The following is a 16,997-nucleotide window of genomic DNA, read 5'->3' as shown; positions in this document are numbered from 1 at the left end:
GGGCGAAGGCGGCGATGGTCAATCTGCTGCCGCCGCTGATCACGGTGGCCCTGATCCTGCTGTTCTGGCAGCTCGCCGCGCATGGACCGCAATCCTCCCTGCCGACGCCCACCAAGATCTGGGAAGAGGCGAAGGACCTGATCGTCGAGCCGTTCTACTGGGCGGGCTCGCAGGATATCGGGCTGGGCTGGCGCATCCTGGTCTCGCTGCAGCGCGTCGCCATCGGCTTCAGCCTGGCGGCCGTGGTCGGCGTGCTGCTCGGCGCGCTGGTCGGCCAGTCGATCTGGGCGATGCGCGGGCTCGACCCGGTCTTCCAGGTGCTGCGCACGGTGCCGCCGCTCGCCTGGCTGCCGCTCTCGCTCGCCGCCTTCCGCGACAGCCAGCCCTCGGCGATCTTCGTGATCTTCATCACCGCGATCTGGCCGATCATCATCAACACGGCCGTCGGCATCCGCAACATTCCGCAGGACTATCGCAATGTCGCGAAGGTGCTGCGGCTGAACCAGGTCGAATTCTTCTTCAAGATCATGGTGCCTTCGGCCGCGCCCTACATCTTCACCGGCCTGAGGATCGGCGTCGGCCTGTCCTGGCTCGCCATCGTCGCCGCCGAGATGCTGACCGGCGGCGTCGGCATCGGCTTCTTCATCTGGGATGCGTGGAACTCGTCCCGCCTCTCCGACATCATCGTGGCGCTGGTCTATATCGGCGTGGTCGGCTTCCTGCTGGACCGCCTCGTCGCCCTTCTCGGCCATGTCGTCACCCGCGGCACCCCGACCCATTGAGGGCTTGAACGATGAGCTATCTCAAGATCGACCACGTCGACAAAAGCTTCCAGCGCGGCGCCGCCACGACGGAGGTGCTCAAGGACATCAGCCTCGTCATCGACAAGGGCGAGTTCGTCTCGATCATCGGCCATTCCGGTTGCGGCAAGTCGACCCTGCTCAACATCGTCGCGGGGCTGACCCCGGCGACGAGCGGCGGCATCCTGCTCGAGGGCAAGGAGGTCAACGCGCCCGGCCCGGACCGCGCCGTGGTSTTTCAGAACCAYTCGCTGCTGCCCTGGCTCACSGTCTACGACAATGTCGCGCTSGCCGTGAACAAGGTCTTCGGCAGCTCCAAGAGCAGGGCCGAGCGGCATGGCTGGATCATGCACAATCTCGACCTCGTCCAGATGGCCCATGCCAAGGACAAGCGGCCGGCCGAGATCTCCGGCGGCATGAAGCAGCGCGTCGGCATCGCGCGGGGGCTCGCCATGGAGCCGAAGATCCTGCTGCTCGACGAGCCCTTCGGCGCGCTCGACGCGCTGACGCGGGCGCATCTGCAGGATTCGGTGATGCAGATCCATGCCGCGCTCGGCAACACCATGATCATGATCACCCATGACGTCGACGAGGCCGTGCTGCTCTCCGACCGGATCGTGATGATGTCGAATGGCCCCTCCGCCCGCATCGGCGAAGTGCTCGACGTGCGGCTTGCCCGCCCGCGCAAGCGGCTGGAGCTGGTCGCTGACCGCACCTACATCGCCGCGCGCGAGGCGGTGCTGAAGTTCCTCTACGAACGCCACCGCTTCGTCGAGGCGGCGTGACGACGCCGGCCATGAGCGACGATTTCACCCCCGATCAGAAGCGCTATCTCGAAGGCTTCACCAGCGGCATGCAGTCGGCCCGGGCCGCGCGCGGGCTCGCGCCGCTCGGCGGAGCGGGCGGCGGAACGTCTCCCGCCGGCCCCGACCGCGAACATCTGGAGGCGCAGGAGCGCGCGATCGCCGCCGGCGGCAAGCTCGTTCCGCAGGAGAAGTGGAAACAGGCCGAGCACCCTTTCGACGCCTATGCCCGCTTCAAGGCACAGGCCGCCACCGGCGCATTTCCCAAGCCCGAGGATGATTTCCGCTGGCGCTATCACGGCCTGTTCTATGTGGCGCCGGCGCAGAACAGCTATATGTGCCGCCTGCGCATTCCCAACGGCATCCTGAACGCCTGGCAATTCGAGGGTGTGGCGGATCTCGCCGAGCGCTGCGGCGGGGGATACAGCCATGTCACCACGCGGGCCAATCTCCAGATCCGCGAGATTTCGGCCGAGAATGCTCCGTCGCTGCTGGAAGGGCTCGCCGATCTCGGCCTGACCGCCAAGGGCTCGGGCGCCGACAATATCCGCAACGTCACGGGCTCGGCGACGGCCGGCATCGACCCGCTCGAACTCCTCGACACGCGCCCGCATGCCCGCGCCTGGCACCACCACATCCTCAACGACCGCTCGCTCTACGGGCTGCCGCGCAAGTTCAACGTCGCCTTCGACGGCGCCGGCTCGATCGCGACGCTGGAAGACACCAACGATATCGGCTTCCAGGCCATCGACGTGCTGGAAGGCGCCTCCTGCGACGGGCAGCCGGTCGAGCCGGGCATCTGGTACCGCCTCGCGCTCGGCGGCATCACCGGCCACAAGGATCTCGCCCGCGACACCGGCGTGATCGTTGCGCCTTCCGACGCGATTGCCGTGGCGGATGCCATCGTGCGCGTCTTCATCGCCCATGGCGACCGGACGGATCGCAACAAGGCCCGGCTCAAATATGTGCTCGATGCCTGGGGCTTCGAGCGGTTCCTCGCCGCTGTCGAGGAGAAGCTCGGGCGCCGGCTGCTCCGGCTCGACGGCGCCTTCGTCGCGCCGCGCCCGGTCTATGACCGCCTCGCCCATATCGGCGTGCATGCGCAGGCTCAGGCCGGCCTGAACTGGATCGGCGTCGCCTTGCCGGTGGGCAAGCTCACCGTGCCGCAGATGCGCGTCATCGCGGCGATCGCGCGCCAATGCGGCGACGGCGATATCCGCCTCACCGTCTGGCAGAACCTGCTGATCTCCGGCGTGCCCGACGCGAAGATCGAGGATGCGCTCGCGAATTTGCAAGCCGCCGGCCTCTCGGCCGAGACCTCCATCCTGCGCGCCGGGCTGATCGCCTGCACGGGCGCGACCGGCTGCAAATTCGCCGGCGCGCACACCAAGGAGGATGCGCTCGCCATCGCCGCCCATTGCGAACCGCGCATCGTGCTCGACCAGGCGGTCAACATCCACCTGACCGGCTGCCACAACTCCTGCGCCCAGCATTATATCGGCGATATCGGCCTGATCGGGCAGAAGGTGCCGGTCGGTGACGAGGGCGACACCGTCCCCGGCTACAATGTCCTCGTCGGCGGCGGCTATGGCGTGGAAGGCGGCATCGGCCGTGAATTGCTCACACATGTGAAAGCCGAGGAGGCCCCTGCCATCGTCGAAGCGATCCTGCGGAGCTGGCAGTCGCACCGGGCGGCGCCCGACGAAAGCTTCGTCGCCTTCGCGCGGCGCCACGAGATCGCGGCCCTGAGGGTGCTGGTCACCGAGGCGGGAGAGGCGGCATGACCGTGCAGACGCCGACTCCGCCCGCGCAGATCGTCCCCGAGAGCGCGCCCTTCAGCGAGGAGCAGCGCTCCTGGCTCAACGGCTTCTTCGCCGGGCTGCTCTCGCTCGACAATGCCGGCGTCACCGCCCTGTCCCCGGCGCAGAACGCCGCGATGATGGAGCAGGCCGAGGATGACGGAGCGCCCTGGCACGACCCGTCCATGCCGATGACGGAGCGCCTGCAGCTCGCCGAGGGCAAGCCCCTGCCCCGCCGGCTCTATGCCGCCATGGCCCAGCAGGATTGCGGGCAATGCGGCTATGTCTGCGAGACCTATTCCGCCGCCATCGCTTCGGGCGCGGAAGGGCGGCTCAATCTCTGCGCGCCGGGCGGCAAGGAGACGCTGCGGCAGGTCAAGGCGCTGATGGAGGAGCCCGGCGCCTCGGCCCCGGCCGCCCCCATCGAGGCCGCACCGGCAGCGGAATTGGGACCGAAAGGTCGCTGCCGCGAGAATCCGGCGCTCGCGACCTTTCTCTCGCGCCGCAAGCTCAATGGCGCGGGCTCCGAGAAGGAGACCTGGCATGTCGAGCTCGACCTCTCCGAAAGCGGGCTCGGCTATGTCGTCGGCGACGCTTTCGGCATCGTCGCGCGGAACGATCCCCGCCTCGTCGATGCGGTGATCGCGCTTCTGGGCGCGCGGCCGGACGCAGAGATCGGCGGCAAGCCCCTGCGCGACAGGCTCATGGAAGACTGCGCGCTCGGACCGGCGCCTGATGCGCTGTTCCAGCTCATCTCCTATGTCACCGGCGGGGAAGCCCGCGCCAAGGCCAGACGCCTCGCCGCCGGGGAGGATCCCGACGGCGATATCGACCGGCTCGACGTGCTCGGCACGCTGCACAAATTCTCACAGGCGCGGCTTTCGGCGGAGGCCTTCGTCGAGGCGCTCGATCCACTCCAGCCGCGGCTCTATTCGATCTCCTCCTCGCACAACGCCACGCCGGGCCGCATCACGCTGACCGTCGATACCGTGCGCTACAAGATCGGCACGCGCCCGCGCTGGGGCGTGGCCTCGACCTTCCTCGCCGAGCGCGTCGAGCCCGGCGACAAGGTGCCGGTCTATGTCCAGCGCGCCCATGGCTTCGGGCTGCCCGCCGATCCGGCGACGCCAATCATCATGTGCGGTCCGGGCACGGGCGTTGCGCCCTTCCGCGCCTTCCTGCACGACCGGCAGGCGACCAAGGCACCCGGCCGCAACTGGCTGTTCTTCGGCCATCAGCGGCGGGCCTGCGACTTCTTCTACGAAGACGAATTGCAGGCGATGAAGGATGCCGGCTTCCTCACCAACCTGACGCTCGCCTGGTCGCGCGATGCGGGCGAGAAGGTCTATGTCCAGGACCGCATGCGCGAGCGCGGCGGCGAACTCTGGGCCTGGCTCGAACAGGGCGCGCATTTCTACGTCTGCGGCGACGCCAAGCGCATGGCCAAGGATGTCGAGCGCGCTCTGGTCGACGTCATCGCGGAGCATGGCGGGCGCTCCAGCGAGGAGGCGATCGCCTATGTCGCGTCCTTGCGGAAGGCGGGGCGCTATCAGGCCGACGTCTATTAGGGCATGCCGATTTTGCGCGGAACCACACCGTCATCCCGGGCCTGACCCGGGATCCATGCCTGACCCTTTTCGATCAAGGCTCCGGCATGGATCCCGTGCTTCCGCGACAACGCAGCAAGCTCTACGGATGTCCCGCGATCAGGCCTTCAGATGGAAGGTCACCAGCACGGTAATCTCGGCGCCCTCCGGCAAGGTCGCGGCGACGCGCAGGAAGTTGCCGAAATGGGCAAGCCGCTGGAAGGTCACCGCGTCCTTCGCCGCCGGCAGATCGAACTCCGAGCCCTCGGGACACCAGTGAATCCCGTCAGCGGAAATCTCGACCCGGGCCTTCGGGAGGGCTCCCTTCGGCTCCTTCAGCGCCCGGACGAAGACGATCGCTTCCTTCGCCCAGCCGGCCTCATAAGGCTCGGTGGCGCTGGCGCCGGTCCAGCTTTCGTTGCGGGCAACGACGGCGGTCAGGTTCTCGGGCAGCATCAGAAATCCCCCGACAGGCAGACGGAGTCGAGATAGGCGAAGGCRCGCTTGTCGGTGTCCGTCTCGGCGAAGAAGGCGAGGTTCAGCATGCACCACAGGTTCTTCATCGCCGGGATGCGGATGCAGTCGAACCCGTCCATGGCGAAGACGCGGTCGTTGACCTGAAAGCGCGTCGCCTGCATCGCGGCGAGGTCGAAATCGAAGCGCAGATAGTGCCAGTTCACCTTGGTCGGGATCTCGTTGTAGCAGAGCCGCTGCTCGCCGCCCGGCAGATCCTCCCAGTCCTCGGGAGCGAGATGGTAATGCGTGATCGTCTTGCCGGCGGTGCCGATCGGCTTGATCGGCGTGGTCTTTCGTTTGAACTGCCATTTCTGCAGGTGCTGGCCGTCCTGCGCGTTGAGGAAGCGCAGATGCGGCATGACGCGATCTCCCGGCCCAGACGTGTCGCCGATCTGGAGATCGTAGAGGAAGCCGAAGGAGCGGATATCGGTCTCCGACAGGGCGAGCTCCGTCGCTTCCGGCTTGAAGGTGAAATAGGCCTCGAGCCGGATCGGCCCGGCCTTGCGGAAGGTCAGGCGCTTGATCGCGACGTTCTGCGCGCCCTTTTTCGGCCGCGTTGCGATCTTCAGCGCGTAGGAGCCGTCGACGCCGCCATGCGAGCCGAAATCCCAGTTCGGCAGAGTCGAGAGCATGGCGTGGCTGTGCTGGGCATAGCCCGGCAGCATCGCGTCCAGCGTATCCTCGTAATTGCCGACGAGCTGGGTCCAGCCGCACATGCCGCGGTCGAAATCGTCGAGGCAGATGATCCGCGGCAGGGGATCGAACCGGCTGAGCTGCGGGTCGCTTTCGCGGATGGCGCGTCTGAGATCGTCGAGCTGGTTCATGGCTTATCCCTTCACCGCGCCGGCGGTAAGACCCGCCACGAGATGCTTCTGCATGAGGATGACGAAGGCGAGCACCGGCACGAGCTGCACGGTGGAGGCCGCGAAGAGCACGCCCCACTCGACGCCCTCGACGGCGCCGATCATCTCGGAGATCACCAGCGGCGCGGTCTTGGCCTTGGTGGTGGTGAAGATGAAGGCGAAGAGGAACTCGTTCCAGGCGTAGACGATGACGAAGACCGAGACCGCCAGCATGCCCTGCGCCGCCATCGGCAGGATCACGCGCATGATGATCTGGAACTGCGAGGCGCCGTCCATCATCGCGGCCTCATCCAGCTCGCGCGGGATCTGGTCGATGAAGGTGCGCATCACCACCGTGCCCAGCGAGACGAAGAAGGTGGCGTAGAGCACGATCAGCWCGACATGCGTGTCGTTGAGGCCGAGCCAGTTCACCACCGGGAAGAGCGGCAGCGTAATCACGATCGGCGGGATCAGGCGGATGAAGATCAGAAAGAAGGCCGAGGCCTGCAATCCGCGCGAGGCGAAGCGCGAATAGGCGAAGCCGGCGAGCAGCGAGACGCCGACGGCGAGCACGGTCGCACCCACGGTGACGAGGAAGCTGTTCCACAGSCCGRWGAAGAAGTCGCCCCAGCGGCTCCACAGCGCCTGGTAGTTCGCCAGCGTCGGCGCGAAGGAAAAGGCGCCGGTCGGCGAGAAGATGTCACGATCAGCCTTGAAGGAGGACATCGCGATCAGGCCGATCGGGACGAGCGACCAGGCGACGACCGCCAGCACGCCCAAAAATTTCAGGAAATGGCGCAGGAGCTTGGGCAGGGAGAGCTTAGGCACGCGCGAACATCTCCCGGTAGAGCCGGCGCAGATAGAACAGCGCGAGCAGGAGCGAGGCGAGCACGAGCAACCAGCCGGTGGCCGCGGCCGGGCCGAAGGCGTTGTAGCGGAAGGCCTCGAGATAGAGATAGACSGCCATCACCTCGGTSGWGCGTGCRGGYCCGCCGCCGGTCATCAGCCAGACCTCSGAAAACAGGCGGAAGGCGAAGATGTAGCGRAACAGCGCCGCGATCAGCAGCGCCGGCATCAAGAGCGGCAGCGTCACGCGGCGAAAGCTGGTCCAGGCCGAGGCGCCGTCAATGGACGCCGCCTCGTAGAGGTCGCTGGGGATCGAAAGCCGTGCGGCATAGAGGATGATGAAGCTGAACGGCAGATGCAGCCAGATCGAAAGCAGGCTGACCATGGCGAGGCCGTGGCTCGGGTTCACCGCCCATTCGATCGGCGGCAGCCCGATGGTGGCCAGCAACCGGCTCATCATCCCGACATCGGGCTCGAACAGGTAGCGCCACATCACCACGGCCGAGACCTCGCTGACCGCATAGGGCGCAAGCACGATGGCGAGCAGCAGGGCGCGGAGCGGTACGCCCGAGGCGAAGAACAGCGCCATGCCGAGCCCGATCAGCAATTCGACATGCACGACGATGGCGACGACGATGACGGTGTTGAGCAGCGCCTTCCAGAAATACGGATCGGCCAGCACCTTGGCGTAGTTGGCGAGGCCGACGAATGTCGCCTGCTGGCCGAAGGAGGACTGGTTGAGGCTCAGCCAGAAGACGTAGATCGCCGGCAGGAAGATGATGCCGCCGATCATGAGCTGGACCGGCGTGACCAGCGCGATGGCGGAAAGGGGCGTGCGGCTGGTCATCAAGCGATCCTGAAGCGCTTCAGCGCCTCGCGGTCGATCTCGACGCCGAGGCCCGGCCCCTGCGGAATGGCGAGTTTGCCGTCGACCAGTTGCGAGCCCTCGCCGACGAGCGGGCGCGTGAAGGCATCGCGCAGCGGGTTCTCGTAGACCATGCATTCGAAGGTGCGGAAGCTCTCCGCCGCCGCCGCCAATTGCAGGCTCGCGGCAACGCAGATCGCGCCCGACCAGCCGACATGCGGCGCATAGGCCGTACTGAAGGTGGCCGCGAGCTCGGCGATGCGCCAGGTCTCGGTGATGCCGCCCGAGCGCGTCACGTCCGGCTGGATCAGCCCGAGCGAGCGGTCCTGCAACGAGATCAGCGCCTCAGACGCGACATAGTCACTCTCGCCGGCCGCCAGGCGGATCGGCAGATGCTGCGCCAGACGACGATAGCCCTCACGGTCATGCGGAGCGATCGGCTCCTCGAAGAAGCCGTAGCCGAGATCGGCCAGCGCCCGCCCGACGATCATCGCGTCGTCGACGTCATAGGCCCAGTTGGCGTCGACATAGAGGGCGATGTCGTCGCCGGCGAGCCTACGGATCAGTTTCGCGCGGGCGATGGCGTCCCTGAGCGGATGGCCGAGCTTAACCTTGATCTCGCGGAAGCCGGCTTTCAGAACGGCCGCCACCTCGGCCTCGACCGTCGCATCGTCGAGCCAGTTGATTGAGGAGGCATAGGCCGCGACCTCCTTGCGCCCCATGCCGCCGAGCAATCGGTGAATCGGCTCGCCCGCCTGCTTTCCGGCGATGTCCCAGAGCGCGATGTCGATCGCGGCGATCGCCTCGACGATCTGGCCGCCGGGCCGGCCTGACAAGGCAGCGCGCATCGCCTTCCAGAGCGCGCGCCGGTCGGCGGCGTCGCGTCCGATCAGGCGCGGAACCAGCGCCTCCTCGATGAAGCGCGCATAGCCGGCCGCGCCGCGCCGGCAGAGCCCCTCCCCGAAGCCGACCGTGCCGTCCTCGGTTTCGACCTCGACGACGACGATCTCGATCGCCGGGTAGTCACCCTGCGATGTCCGCTGGACCTTGGGCAGGGTCGCCCGCAGCGGATGCACGGCGATCTTCGATATCCGGCTGGCCGGCATGGGCTCGCGTCCCCCCTGAAGGACATCATCTTATCTGATAGGTTGAACAGTTGCCAAGGAACGCGGCATCTGTCAATGATCGCCGCCGGAGGAATTTGATGAGCGACACCGCCCGTTCCGTGCTGGATGAGGACGACCTTTTCGCCGGAGGCGATGTCGTGCCGATGCGTCTTGGCGATGCCGTGATCCAGCGCATCACCCAGGCGATTCATGACGGGCGGCTCAAGCCGGGCGATTTCCTGCCCTCGGAAGCGCGCATCGCCGCCTCCTTTGGTGTCAGCAAGCCGATCGCCCGCGAGGCCATCCGCCAGCTCGCGGCGATGGGCGTCGTCCATATCCAGCAGGGCAAGCCGACGCGGGTGCAGGCGCTCGATGCCGCCCCGCTCGACCGCTTCTACCGCTTCGCCGTGCGCGGCCGCGCCAATGGCCTGACCGAGGCCGTGGAGCTGCGCCGCATCCTGGAACCGCCGATCGCGGCGCACAGCGCCGAGCGCCGCACCGCCGAGGATATCGAGAAGCTCGACCTCATCCTCGCCCGGATGGAAGATGCGCTTGGCAACGTGCCGCGCTGGATCGAGGCCGATCTCGATTTCCATGAGGCCGTCGCCGCCTCCTCGGGCAACCGCCTGCTGGATTTCCAGATCCGGGGCCTGCGGCCGGTGATCCGCGAGGTGATGGAGATCTTCAATTCGCGCGAGGCGCGTGGCCCCGCGGACTGGCAACGCACCTTCGAGCGGCATGTCCGCGTCGTCGACGCGATCCGGGCCGGCGATCCGGCCGCGGCCTTTGCCGCCATGAACAAGCATTTCGAAGCGGCAGAAGCCGCCATCGCGGAACTCGCGAACCACAGGGAGGATCACCATGAGCCAGAGGGCGACGCTCGACCGTAGGCAGTTCGGGGCCGGCATCCTGGGTTTGAGCTTCGCCGGGCTCGGCGGCGCGGCTCGGGCGCAGAGCAATCCGTTCAACGTCTTCACCCATCGCGTCATGCAGACGGTCGCGACCGGCGCGCAGGGCGGCGACATCACCAAGGACTGGGCGCAGAAGAACGGCGTCACCGTCCAGTGGACGACCTTCGACACCGGCCCGCTGCAGGAGCGGCTGTTTCGCGAGGCGAGCCTAGGCGAGAGCTCGGTCGATGTCGGCTTCGTGGTCAATACCCAGGTCGTGCCGCGCGCCGCGACTTTGTTCGAGCCGCTCGACGACTACCTCAGGAAGGACCCGGTCGAGGACCCCGCCGACATCTTTCCCGGCCTGATGCAGGGCATGAAAGTCGGCGGAAAGCAGCTCGCCATCCCCTTCCGCCACGCCTCCTCCGGCCTGCACTACAATGAGGAGATCCTGGCCGAGAAAGGCTTCTCCAAGCCTCCCGCGACGATCGAGGAGATGATCGAGATCGCCAAGGCCTGCAGCTATCGCCGCAGCGACGGCACCCAAGTCGTGGGCTTGTGCACGCCGGGCGTGACCTATCCCAACGTGATCGACCTCGCCCGCGCCTGGGATGGCGACTTCATCACGTCCGATTTCAAATGCGTCGCCGACCAGCCGCCGATGCTGAATGCGATCCGCACCTTGCGCGAGCTTTTCCAGATCAACGCCTTCCCGCGCAGCTTCGCGACGCTCTCGCCCGAGGACGTCAATGTCTGGATGCAGCAGGGCCGCGCCGCGATGAGCCTGCAGAGCATGGGCCGCAACCGCATCTACAATGATCCGCAGAAGTCGAAATTCCCCGGCAAGATCAAGACGATCGCCGTGCCCGCCTCGAAGACGCTCGCCGGCAAATATGCCGCCGCTCCGGCCAAGGTCGAGTTCTGGGGCATGGTCATCCCGAAGAACGCCAAGCGCAAGGACCTCGCCTGGAGCTTCATCAAGGCGATGRCCTCGAAGSAGGCGACRYTKRRMGCMGCSCTCAACGGCAACGGCCCGGTSCGCGCCTCGACCTATGCCGACSMGAGCTTCGCCGSGACCGTGCCYTATGCSGCCGAGGAGCTGAAGGTCTTGAAGGTCGCACGCGTGCCGCTGCCGGCCTTCGACGAGGCGGCCCGCGCCGGCGACTTCTTCAAGGAGGAGGCGGAGGCCGCCGTGCTCGGCATGAAGACGCCCGAGGAGGCGATGGCCTCGCTGGTCAAGCGCGTGCAGCCGCTGCTGCCGGCCTGATCGATCGACAAAAGCGGCGTGACGACAGCGTCGAAACAACACCTCGGAGGACCATCGATGACGCTCCGCATTTCACGCCGCCGGTTCAGCGCCCTCGCCGGCGCGACCGCTACGGCGGCGCTTCTTCCCAAAGGCGCCCTCGCCCAGGCCCGGACGCTGACCGCGCTCGGCCACCGCGTCCACCAGACGGCCGCGACCACCGGCCCCGGCGGCGATGCCACCGAGGGCTTTCGCAAGGCGAATGGCTCCGAGGTCAATTGGGTGACCTTTGGCGATGTCAATGCCGTGCATGAGCGGCTGCTGCGCGAGGCTTCGCTGTCGGAGACCTCGATCGATGTCGCCTATCTCGTCAATGGCCGGGCGGTTCCGCGCAATCTCCAGCTCTTCGAGCCGCTCGACGCGCTGATGAAGCAGGCGCCGATCGAAGCCTTCGACGATGTCGCGCCCGGCCTGATCGCACCGCTCAAGGTCGGCGATGCCTTGCACGGCATCCCGGTGCGTCATGCGACCAATGCCCTGATCTATAACGAGGCCCTGCTCGAGGAGCGAGGCATCACCAAGCTGCCGACGACCTTCGAGGAGCTGACGGAACTTGCTCGCAAGCTCACCTTCAAGCGCGAGGACGGCACGCAGGTCTACGGCCTCGCCTTCACCGCCGTCTTCGCCTCGAATTTCCTGACGCTCGCCCGCTGCCTCGGCGGCGACTACATGACSASCGACGGCAAGMTCGTCGCCGCCGAGCCGCCGATGGTGAAGACGCTGACCCTGCTCGCCGATTTCTACAAGGCCGGCGTGCTGCCGCGGAACTTCGCGACGGTGAACAACGAGGAGATCACCACCTGGATGCAGCAGGGCCGGGCCGCGATGACGATCAACCCCTTCGCCCGGCTCGTCACCTATAACGACCCGTCCAAGGGCAAATATGGCGGGCGCTTCAAGTCGCTGCTGCCGCCGATGGCGGCCGATCTCGCCGGCAAGGTCGCCTTCGCGCCAACGGTCGAGTTCTGGTCGCTGATGATCCCGAAGAACGCCAAGCAGAAGCCATTGAGCTGGGAGTTCATCCGCACCCTGTCGTCCAAGGCCGGCACGACGGCGATGGCGCTCAACGGCAACGGCCCCGTCCGCATCTCGACCTATGCCGACGAGAAGCTGAAGGCGGCGATGCCCTATGCCGCCGACGAGGCCGCCGCGCTCAAGGCCTCACGCATCCATCTGCCGGCCTTCGACGAGCAGGCGCGCGCGCATGACATCTTCATCGAGGAGACCCAGGCTGCCGTGCTCGGCCGCAAGCCCGCGCAGCAGGCGATGGACGACGCGACCGCGCGCGTGAAGCCGCTGCTCGGCTGATGGCGGGGCCGCTTTCGGGGCGCGTCGCGCTGGTCACCGGCGCGGCGCGGGGGATCGGGCTGGCCATCGCGACCGCTCTTGCGGGCGCGGGCGCTCACCTCGTCATCCATGACCGCGACGAGGAGGGCGAGGCAGTCGCGCGCCGGCTCGGTGGTGAGGACGGCCGGGCAACGCCGCTCATCGCCGATCTGGCACAGCCCGGCGCCGTCGACGGCATGGCCGCCGCGCTCGCGCGGCTGGCGCTGACACCCGACATCCTCGTCCTCTGCGCCTCGGCCGAGATTCGCCAGAGGCTCGATACCTTGAGCGACGAGGCGCTCGCCGTGCAGAGCGAGGTCAATCTGCATGCGACGGCACGGCTCCTGAAGACCTTCCTGCCCGGCATGCAGGCCCGCGGCTTCGGCCGCGTCATCGCGATCGGCTCCGTGCAGGAGGCGCGTGCCAATGCCGACTGCCTCTACTACGCCGCCACCAAGGCCGCGCAGACGAGCATGATCCTCACCCTCGCCCGCACCACGCAGGCGCAGAACATCACCTTCAACATCATCCAGCCCGGCGCCGTGCGCACCGACCGCAACCGCGCGATCCTCGCGCAGCCGGGCCGGGAAGAGCTGGCTCTCGCGCGTATCCCGCTGGGCCGGATCGGCAGCCCCGAGGACTGCGCGGGCATCGCGCTGCTGCTCTGCTCACCGGAGGGCGCCTATATCAACGGCGCCGCGATCCCGGTGGATGGCGGCATGCGACTCTGACGGTTGACGTCGCGCCTGCTGCAGGCGGAGAGTTAGTGGGCGGCTGTCGACCAGCTGCCGCAAGTGCGAAGGATCGAGGAACCCGCCGCGCGAAAAGGCCCTGTTTCCCTGAGCATCGCCGTTCGGAACCGCCTGCCCGGCAGCAGGGAGCAGGCCTCGCCATGGCTACGGGATTTGCTGCAACGACCCTACAAAATTTGATGGCGCTTCCAAACTTTGCAGGTACCCCACGCTGTCCCAAACTTAAAAACTTATATATGACAACGATGTAAGGTTTGGCACACCGCTTGCGCTATGCGCACGGTTCCGGAGCGCATACGCATGCAGTGGCAGGCCATCATTGATTTCGACGGCACGATCTCGCGCCGTGATACGACCGACAGTGTCCTTCAGCGCTTCGCCGCGCCGGGCTGGGAAGAGATCGAAGCAGAGTGGACCGCGGGCCATATCGGCTCGCGGGAGTGCATGGCGCGGCAGGTCGCCCTGCTGCGCGTCTCGCCCGACGTGTTCGACACCTTCGTCGAAAGCCTCGAGATCGACTGGGCCTTCGCCGCTTTCGTCCATCTCTGCCAGCATCACGGCATCCCCGTCACCGTCGTTTCCGACGGGCTGGATCGGACGATCCGCCGGATCATGCGCAAGGCCGGTCTCGGCGACCTGACGATCATCGCCAACCATCTGGAATCGATCGGCGGCGATCGCTGGCGGCTGGATTCGCCGCATGCCGACCCGTCCGGCGGCTGCGCGAGCGGCACCTGCAAATGCCGGGTCGCGAGCAATCTCAGCCGACCCCTGACCCTGCTCGTCGGGGATGGGCGCTCGGATTTCTGCGTGGCGGCCCAGGCCGACATGGTCTTCGCCAAGAACAGCCTGGTTTCGCATTGCCGCGAGAACGGCATCGCCCACAGGCCCTTTACCGTCTTCTCCGAGGCCATCAGCCTGCTGGAGGGCGTCCTCGCCGGCACCGTCGTGCCCGAGGAACATACAGAACTCAAGGACAAGATCGATGGATGACGGATTCCCCCGGCTCGCGACCGCCGATGCGGTGCAAGCGGCATCGCGCGCCAGCCTCGCGGCGGAAGAAGCGCGCCTGCTCGCGCTCGAGGCGGAGTATTGCTCGCATGGCGACACCGTCCACTACACGCAGTTCCCCAAGATCTTCTCGGGCTGCGAGGGTTCCTTCATGCTCGATGCGGCGGGCAACCGCTTCCTCGACCTGCAGATGTGGTATTCGGCGGTCAATTTCGGCTACGCCAATCCGCGCCTCAACAATGCGCTGAAGCGCCAGATCGACACGCTGCCGCAGGTCGCGAGCCAGTATCTCCACCGCGAGAAGATCGAGCTCGCGGCGATGATCGCCAAGGACGCGGAAGCCAAGTTCGGCGCCAAGGGCCGGGTTCACTTCAATGTCGGCGGCGCGCAGGCGGTCGAGGATTCGCTCAAGCTCGTGCGCAACGCCTCCAACGGCAAGAGCCTGATGTTTGCCTTCGAGGGCGGCTATCACGGCCGCACGCTCGGCGCCTCCGCCATCACCTCGTCCTACCGCTATCGCCGCCGCTTCGGCCATTTCGGCGAGCGCGCCCACTTCATCCCCTTCCCCTATCACTTCCGGGGGCCGAAGGGCATGAGCAAGGAGGAGTATGGCGAGCACTGCGTGCAGCAGTTCGCGCGACTCTTCGAGAGCGAGTACAATGGCGTATGGGACCCCAAGGTCGGCCAGGCCGAATACGCCGCCTTCTATGTCGAGCCGCTGCAGGGCACGGGCGGTTACGTCATCCCGCCGCCGAACTTCTTCACCGGTCTGAAGAAGGTGCTCGACGACCACGGCATCCTGATGGTCGTCGACGAGATCCAGATGGGCTTCTACCGGACCGGCAAGCTCTGGTCGATCGAGCATTTCGGCGTGACGCCGGACGTGATCGTCTTCGGCAAGGCCGTGACCAACGGGCTGAACCCGCTTTCGGGCGTCTGGGCCAAGGAAGCGCTGATCAACCCGACCGTCTTCCCGCCCGGCTCGACCCACTCCACCTTCAACGCCAACCCGCTCGGCACCGCCGTGGCGCTCGAGGCGATGAAGATGATGGAGGAGGAAGACTACGAGACCATGGTCATGGCCAAGGGCGCGTATTTCCTCGACGGCCTCAAGGACCTTCAGAAGCGCCACAAGATCGTCGGCGAGGTCGACGGCCTCGGCATGGCGCTGCGCATCGAGATCTGCGAGCCGCACGACAGCTACACGCCCTCCAAGCGCCTGGTCGACCTGATGTGCGACGAGGGCATGAAGGCCGATCTCGAGATCGCGGGGAAGCGCTACGGCCTCGTGCTCGATATCGGCGGCTACTACAAGAACGTGATCACCCTCGCGCCCGCACTGACCATGAGCTACGCCGAGATCGATCTGGCGATTGCGCTGCTAGACCAGCTCTTCACCCGCGCTGCAAAGCCTCGCTTCCCGGCTCGCACCCGATGCCGGCAGCGGGCGGGAGATCACGGTGACCTTTTACGGGTCCGGGGACTTTCACCACTTGACCGCCAGCCTCGTCTCTGGCGTCGAGGAGGACGTGACCATCGTCCATTTCGATAACCATCCCGACTGGGTGCGTTTCCCCGCCACGGTCAATTGCGGCGCCTGGGTCAACCGGGCGCTGGAGTTGCCGCATGTGCGCAAGGTCGTGACGATCGGCCCTTGCAGCGACGACCTCGTCCGGCCCGAGCTGCAATTCGCCAATCTCGCCGCCGTCCGCGACGGGCGGATCGCGCTCTATCCCTGGCGCCACCAGCCCTCGCGCGTCTGGGGACGTTACGGGCGGACGGCGTGCTACCGGCAGGAAGGCGGCCATCTCCACTGGCGCAATCTCGCCGAGGAGAATTGGTCGGACTTCCTCGACGAGCTCGTCGAGGCGATCCCGACCCGCGCCATCTGGCTGACCATCGACAAGGATGTGCTCGGCCCCGAAGACGCCTTCACCAACTGGGACCAGGGCGAGATGCCGCTGACGCACCTGCTGCGCGCGGTCCAGCGCCTGGCCTCCGCGCGCGCGATCCGCGGCATCGATGTCTGCGGCGACTGGTCCAAGCCGCGCTTCACCGATCCGTTCCGCGCGACGCTCGCCTATTTCGATCACCCCAAAGGCCTGAAGCCGGAGCCCGGGACACTCGCCCGCAATGCGCGCGTCAATGCGGCCCTGATCGACTGCTTCGAGACGGTGCTGTCATGACGCCCTGGATCATCTTCTGGTTCGTGCTCTCGGTGGCCTGCGACGTCGCGGGCCAGCTCTGCTTCAAGATCGGCGCCGACAGGCTGCCGCAAGGCGCCGATTTCCGGACCACCGCCGCGGCGGCGCTTCGCTGCGGCTGGGTCACTGCCGGCCTTGCCACCTATGTCGCCGAGTTCTTCATCTGGCTGCGCATCCTGGCGGAGGTGCCGCTTTCGATCGCCTTCCCGATCGCCAGCGCCAACTTCCTCGCCATCGCGCTCGCCAGCGCCGTGCTTCTCGGCGAGCGTGTCGGCCGCCGGCAATGGCTCGGCGCCTTCCTCATCACCTGCGGCGTCATCGTCGTCGCCCAAACCGCCTGAGACC

Annotated in this window: 17 protein-coding genes; 12 read left to right on the top strand and 5 right to left on the bottom strand. The window is 66.8% G+C overall.

All coding sequences use genetic code 11. The features are described from left to right. The 4 genes from ntrB to AB4Y99_RS12310 form a co-directional block, all read left to right on the top strand. A partial coding sequence (gene ntrB / locus AB4Y99_RS12325; protein ID WP_441523520.1) for a nitrate ABC transporter permease occupies window positions 1–782 on the top strand: 782 nt, incomplete at its 5' end. Between the two features lie 11 nt (window positions 783–793). Beyond that, on the top strand, window positions 794–1,585 hold the full coding sequence (locus AB4Y99_RS12320; RefSeq protein WP_441523519.1) for an ABC transporter ATP-binding protein: 792 nt from the start codon (window positions 794–796) through the stop codon (window positions 1,583–1,585). 11 nt (window positions 1,586–1,596) lie between these two features. Further along, entirely contained in the window at window positions 1,597–3,387 is a 1,791-nt protein-coding gene (locus tag AB4Y99_RS12315; protein ID WP_441523518.1) for a NirA family protein, read from the top strand. Then, on the top strand, window positions 3,384–4,970 hold the full coding sequence (locus tag AB4Y99_RS12310) for a sulfite reductase subunit alpha (RefSeq protein ID WP_441523517.1): 1,587 nt from the start codon (window positions 3,384–3,386) through the stop codon (window positions 4,968–4,970). Before AB4Y99_RS12315 ends, AB4Y99_RS12310 begins: the two co-directional genes overlap by 4 nt. Before the next feature lie 138 nt (window positions 4,971–5,108). On the opposite strand, the gene AB4Y99_RS12305 is transcribed toward AB4Y99_RS12310, so the two are convergent. From AB4Y99_RS12305 to AB4Y99_RS12285, 5 genes are read right to left on the bottom strand one after another with little or no spacing between them, the layout of a single operon-like run. Next, window positions 5,109–5,444 (bottom strand): hypothetical protein, encoded by a 336-nt coding sequence (locus AB4Y99_RS12305; RefSeq protein WP_191123188.1) that lies wholly within the window; start codon window positions 5,442–5,444, stop codon window positions 5,109–5,111. Then, complete coding sequence (locus AB4Y99_RS12300) at window positions 5,444–6,328, bottom strand: DUF6772 family protein (RefSeq protein WP_441523516.1); 885 nt, start codon at window positions 6,326–6,328, stop codon at window positions 5,444–5,446. Before AB4Y99_RS12300 ends, AB4Y99_RS12305 begins: the two co-directional genes overlap by 1 nt. A 3-nt stretch (window positions 6,329–6,331) precedes the next feature. Beyond that, window positions 6,332–7,174, bottom strand: coding sequence for a carbohydrate ABC transporter permease (locus AB4Y99_RS12295; protein WP_441523515.1), 843 nt, complete (start codon window positions 7,172–7,174; stop codon window positions 6,332–6,334). After that, window positions 7,167–8,039: a carbohydrate ABC transporter permease gene (locus tag AB4Y99_RS12290; protein WP_441523514.1), complete on the bottom strand. Its 873-nt coding sequence runs from the start codon at window positions 8,037–8,039 to the stop codon at window positions 7,167–7,169. Before AB4Y99_RS12290 ends, AB4Y99_RS12295 begins: the two co-directional genes overlap by 8 nt. Then, window positions 8,039–9,163 (bottom strand): mandelate racemase/muconate lactonizing enzyme family protein, encoded by a 1,125-nt coding sequence (locus AB4Y99_RS12285; protein ID WP_441523513.1) that lies wholly within the window; start codon window positions 9,161–9,163, stop codon window positions 8,039–8,041. Before AB4Y99_RS12285 ends, AB4Y99_RS12290 begins: the two co-directional genes overlap by 1 nt. Window positions 9,164–9,261: 98 nt before the next feature. On the opposite strand from AB4Y99_RS12285, the gene AB4Y99_RS12280 reads away from it, so the two are divergent. From AB4Y99_RS12280 to AB4Y99_RS12245, 8 genes are all read left to right on the top strand, one after another. Then, entirely contained in the window at window positions 9,262–10,053 is a 792-nt protein-coding gene (locus tag AB4Y99_RS12280) for a FadR/GntR family transcriptional regulator (protein WP_441523512.1), read from the top strand. Continuing rightward, window positions 10,025–11,320, top strand: coding sequence for an ABC transporter substrate-binding protein (locus AB4Y99_RS12275; RefSeq protein ID WP_441523511.1), 1,296 nt, complete (start codon window positions 10,025–10,027; stop codon window positions 11,318–11,320). The genes AB4Y99_RS12280 and AB4Y99_RS12275 overlap by 29 nt, the downstream gene beginning before the upstream one ends. Before the next feature lie 57 nt (window positions 11,321–11,377). Beyond that, on the top strand, window positions 11,378–12,667 hold the full coding sequence (locus AB4Y99_RS12270; protein ID WP_441523510.1) for an ABC transporter substrate-binding protein: 1,290 nt from the start codon (window positions 11,378–11,380) through the stop codon (window positions 12,665–12,667). Continuing rightward, on the top strand, window positions 12,667–13,416 hold the full coding sequence (locus AB4Y99_RS12265; protein ID WP_441523509.1) for an SDR family NAD(P)-dependent oxidoreductase: 750 nt from the start codon (window positions 12,667–12,669) through the stop codon (window positions 13,414–13,416). Before AB4Y99_RS12270 ends, AB4Y99_RS12265 begins: the two co-directional genes overlap by 1 nt. Window positions 13,417–13,737: 321 nt before the next feature. Beyond that, window positions 13,738–14,430, top strand: a complete 693-nt coding sequence (locus AB4Y99_RS12260; protein WP_197062721.1) for an MtnX-like HAD-IB family phosphatase — start codon at window positions 13,738–13,740, stop codon at window positions 14,428–14,430. Beyond that, window positions 14,423–16,000, top strand: coding sequence for an aspartate aminotransferase family protein (locus tag AB4Y99_RS12255; RefSeq protein ID WP_441523508.1), 1,578 nt, complete (start codon window positions 14,423–14,425; stop codon window positions 15,998–16,000). Before AB4Y99_RS12260 ends, AB4Y99_RS12255 begins: the two co-directional genes overlap by 8 nt. Then, on the top strand, window positions 15,942–16,634 hold the full coding sequence (locus tag AB4Y99_RS12250; RefSeq protein ID WP_441523507.1) for an arginase family protein: 693 nt from the start codon (window positions 15,942–15,944) through the stop codon (window positions 16,632–16,634). Before AB4Y99_RS12255 ends, AB4Y99_RS12250 begins: the two co-directional genes overlap by 59 nt. Continuing rightward, complete coding sequence (locus AB4Y99_RS12245) at window positions 16,631–16,993, top strand: EamA family transporter (RefSeq protein ID WP_441523506.1); 363 nt, start codon at window positions 16,631–16,633, stop codon at window positions 16,991–16,993. The genes AB4Y99_RS12250 and AB4Y99_RS12245 overlap by 4 nt, the downstream gene beginning before the upstream one ends. The last annotated feature ends 4 nt before the right edge of the window (window positions 16,994–16,997 follow it).

The organism is Allobosea sp. TAB14, from assembly GCF_052113865.1.
In the GTDB taxonomy this organism is placed as follows: Bacteria; Pseudomonadota; Alphaproteobacteria; order Rhizobiales; family Beijerinckiaceae; genus Allobosea; species Allobosea spartocytisi.
This window is presented reverse-complemented; position numbering and strand designations above follow the sequence as displayed.

Bases quoted from the DNA above. Each gene is read 5' to 3' on its own strand.
- AB4Y99_RS12255 (WP_441523508.1), top strand. From the start codon at position 14,423: ATGGATGACGGATTCCCCCGGCTCGCGACCGCCGATGCGGTGCAAGCG.
- AB4Y99_RS12285 (WP_441523513.1), bottom strand. From the start codon at position 9,163: ATGCCGGCCAGCCGGATATCGAAGATCGCCGTGCATCCGCTGCGGGCG.
- AB4Y99_RS12260 (WP_197062721.1), top strand. From the start codon at position 13,738: ATGCAGTGGCAGGCCATCATTGATTTCGACGGCACGATCTCGCGCCGT.
- AB4Y99_RS12280 (WP_441523512.1), top strand. From the start codon at position 9,262: ATGAGCGACACCGCCCGTTCCGTGCTGGATGAGGACGACCTTTTCGCC.
- AB4Y99_RS12310 (WP_441523517.1), top strand. From the start codon at position 3,384: ATGACCGTGCAGACGCCGACTCCGCCCGCGCAGATCGTCCCCGAGAGC.
- AB4Y99_RS12315 (WP_441523518.1), top strand. From the start codon at position 1,597: ATGAGCGACGATTTCACCCCCGATCAGAAGCGCTATCTCGAAGGCTTC.
- AB4Y99_RS12265 (WP_441523509.1), top strand. From the start codon at position 12,667: ATGGCGGGGCCGCTTTCGGGGCGCGTCGCGCTGGTCACCGGCGCGGCG.
- AB4Y99_RS12245 (WP_441523506.1), top strand. From the start codon at position 16,631: ATGACGCCCTGGATCATCTTCTGGTTCGTGCTCTCGGTGGCCTGCGAC.
- AB4Y99_RS12305 (WP_191123188.1), bottom strand. From the start codon at position 5,444: ATGCTGCCCGAGAACCTGACCGCCGTCGTTGCCCGCAACGAAAGCTGG.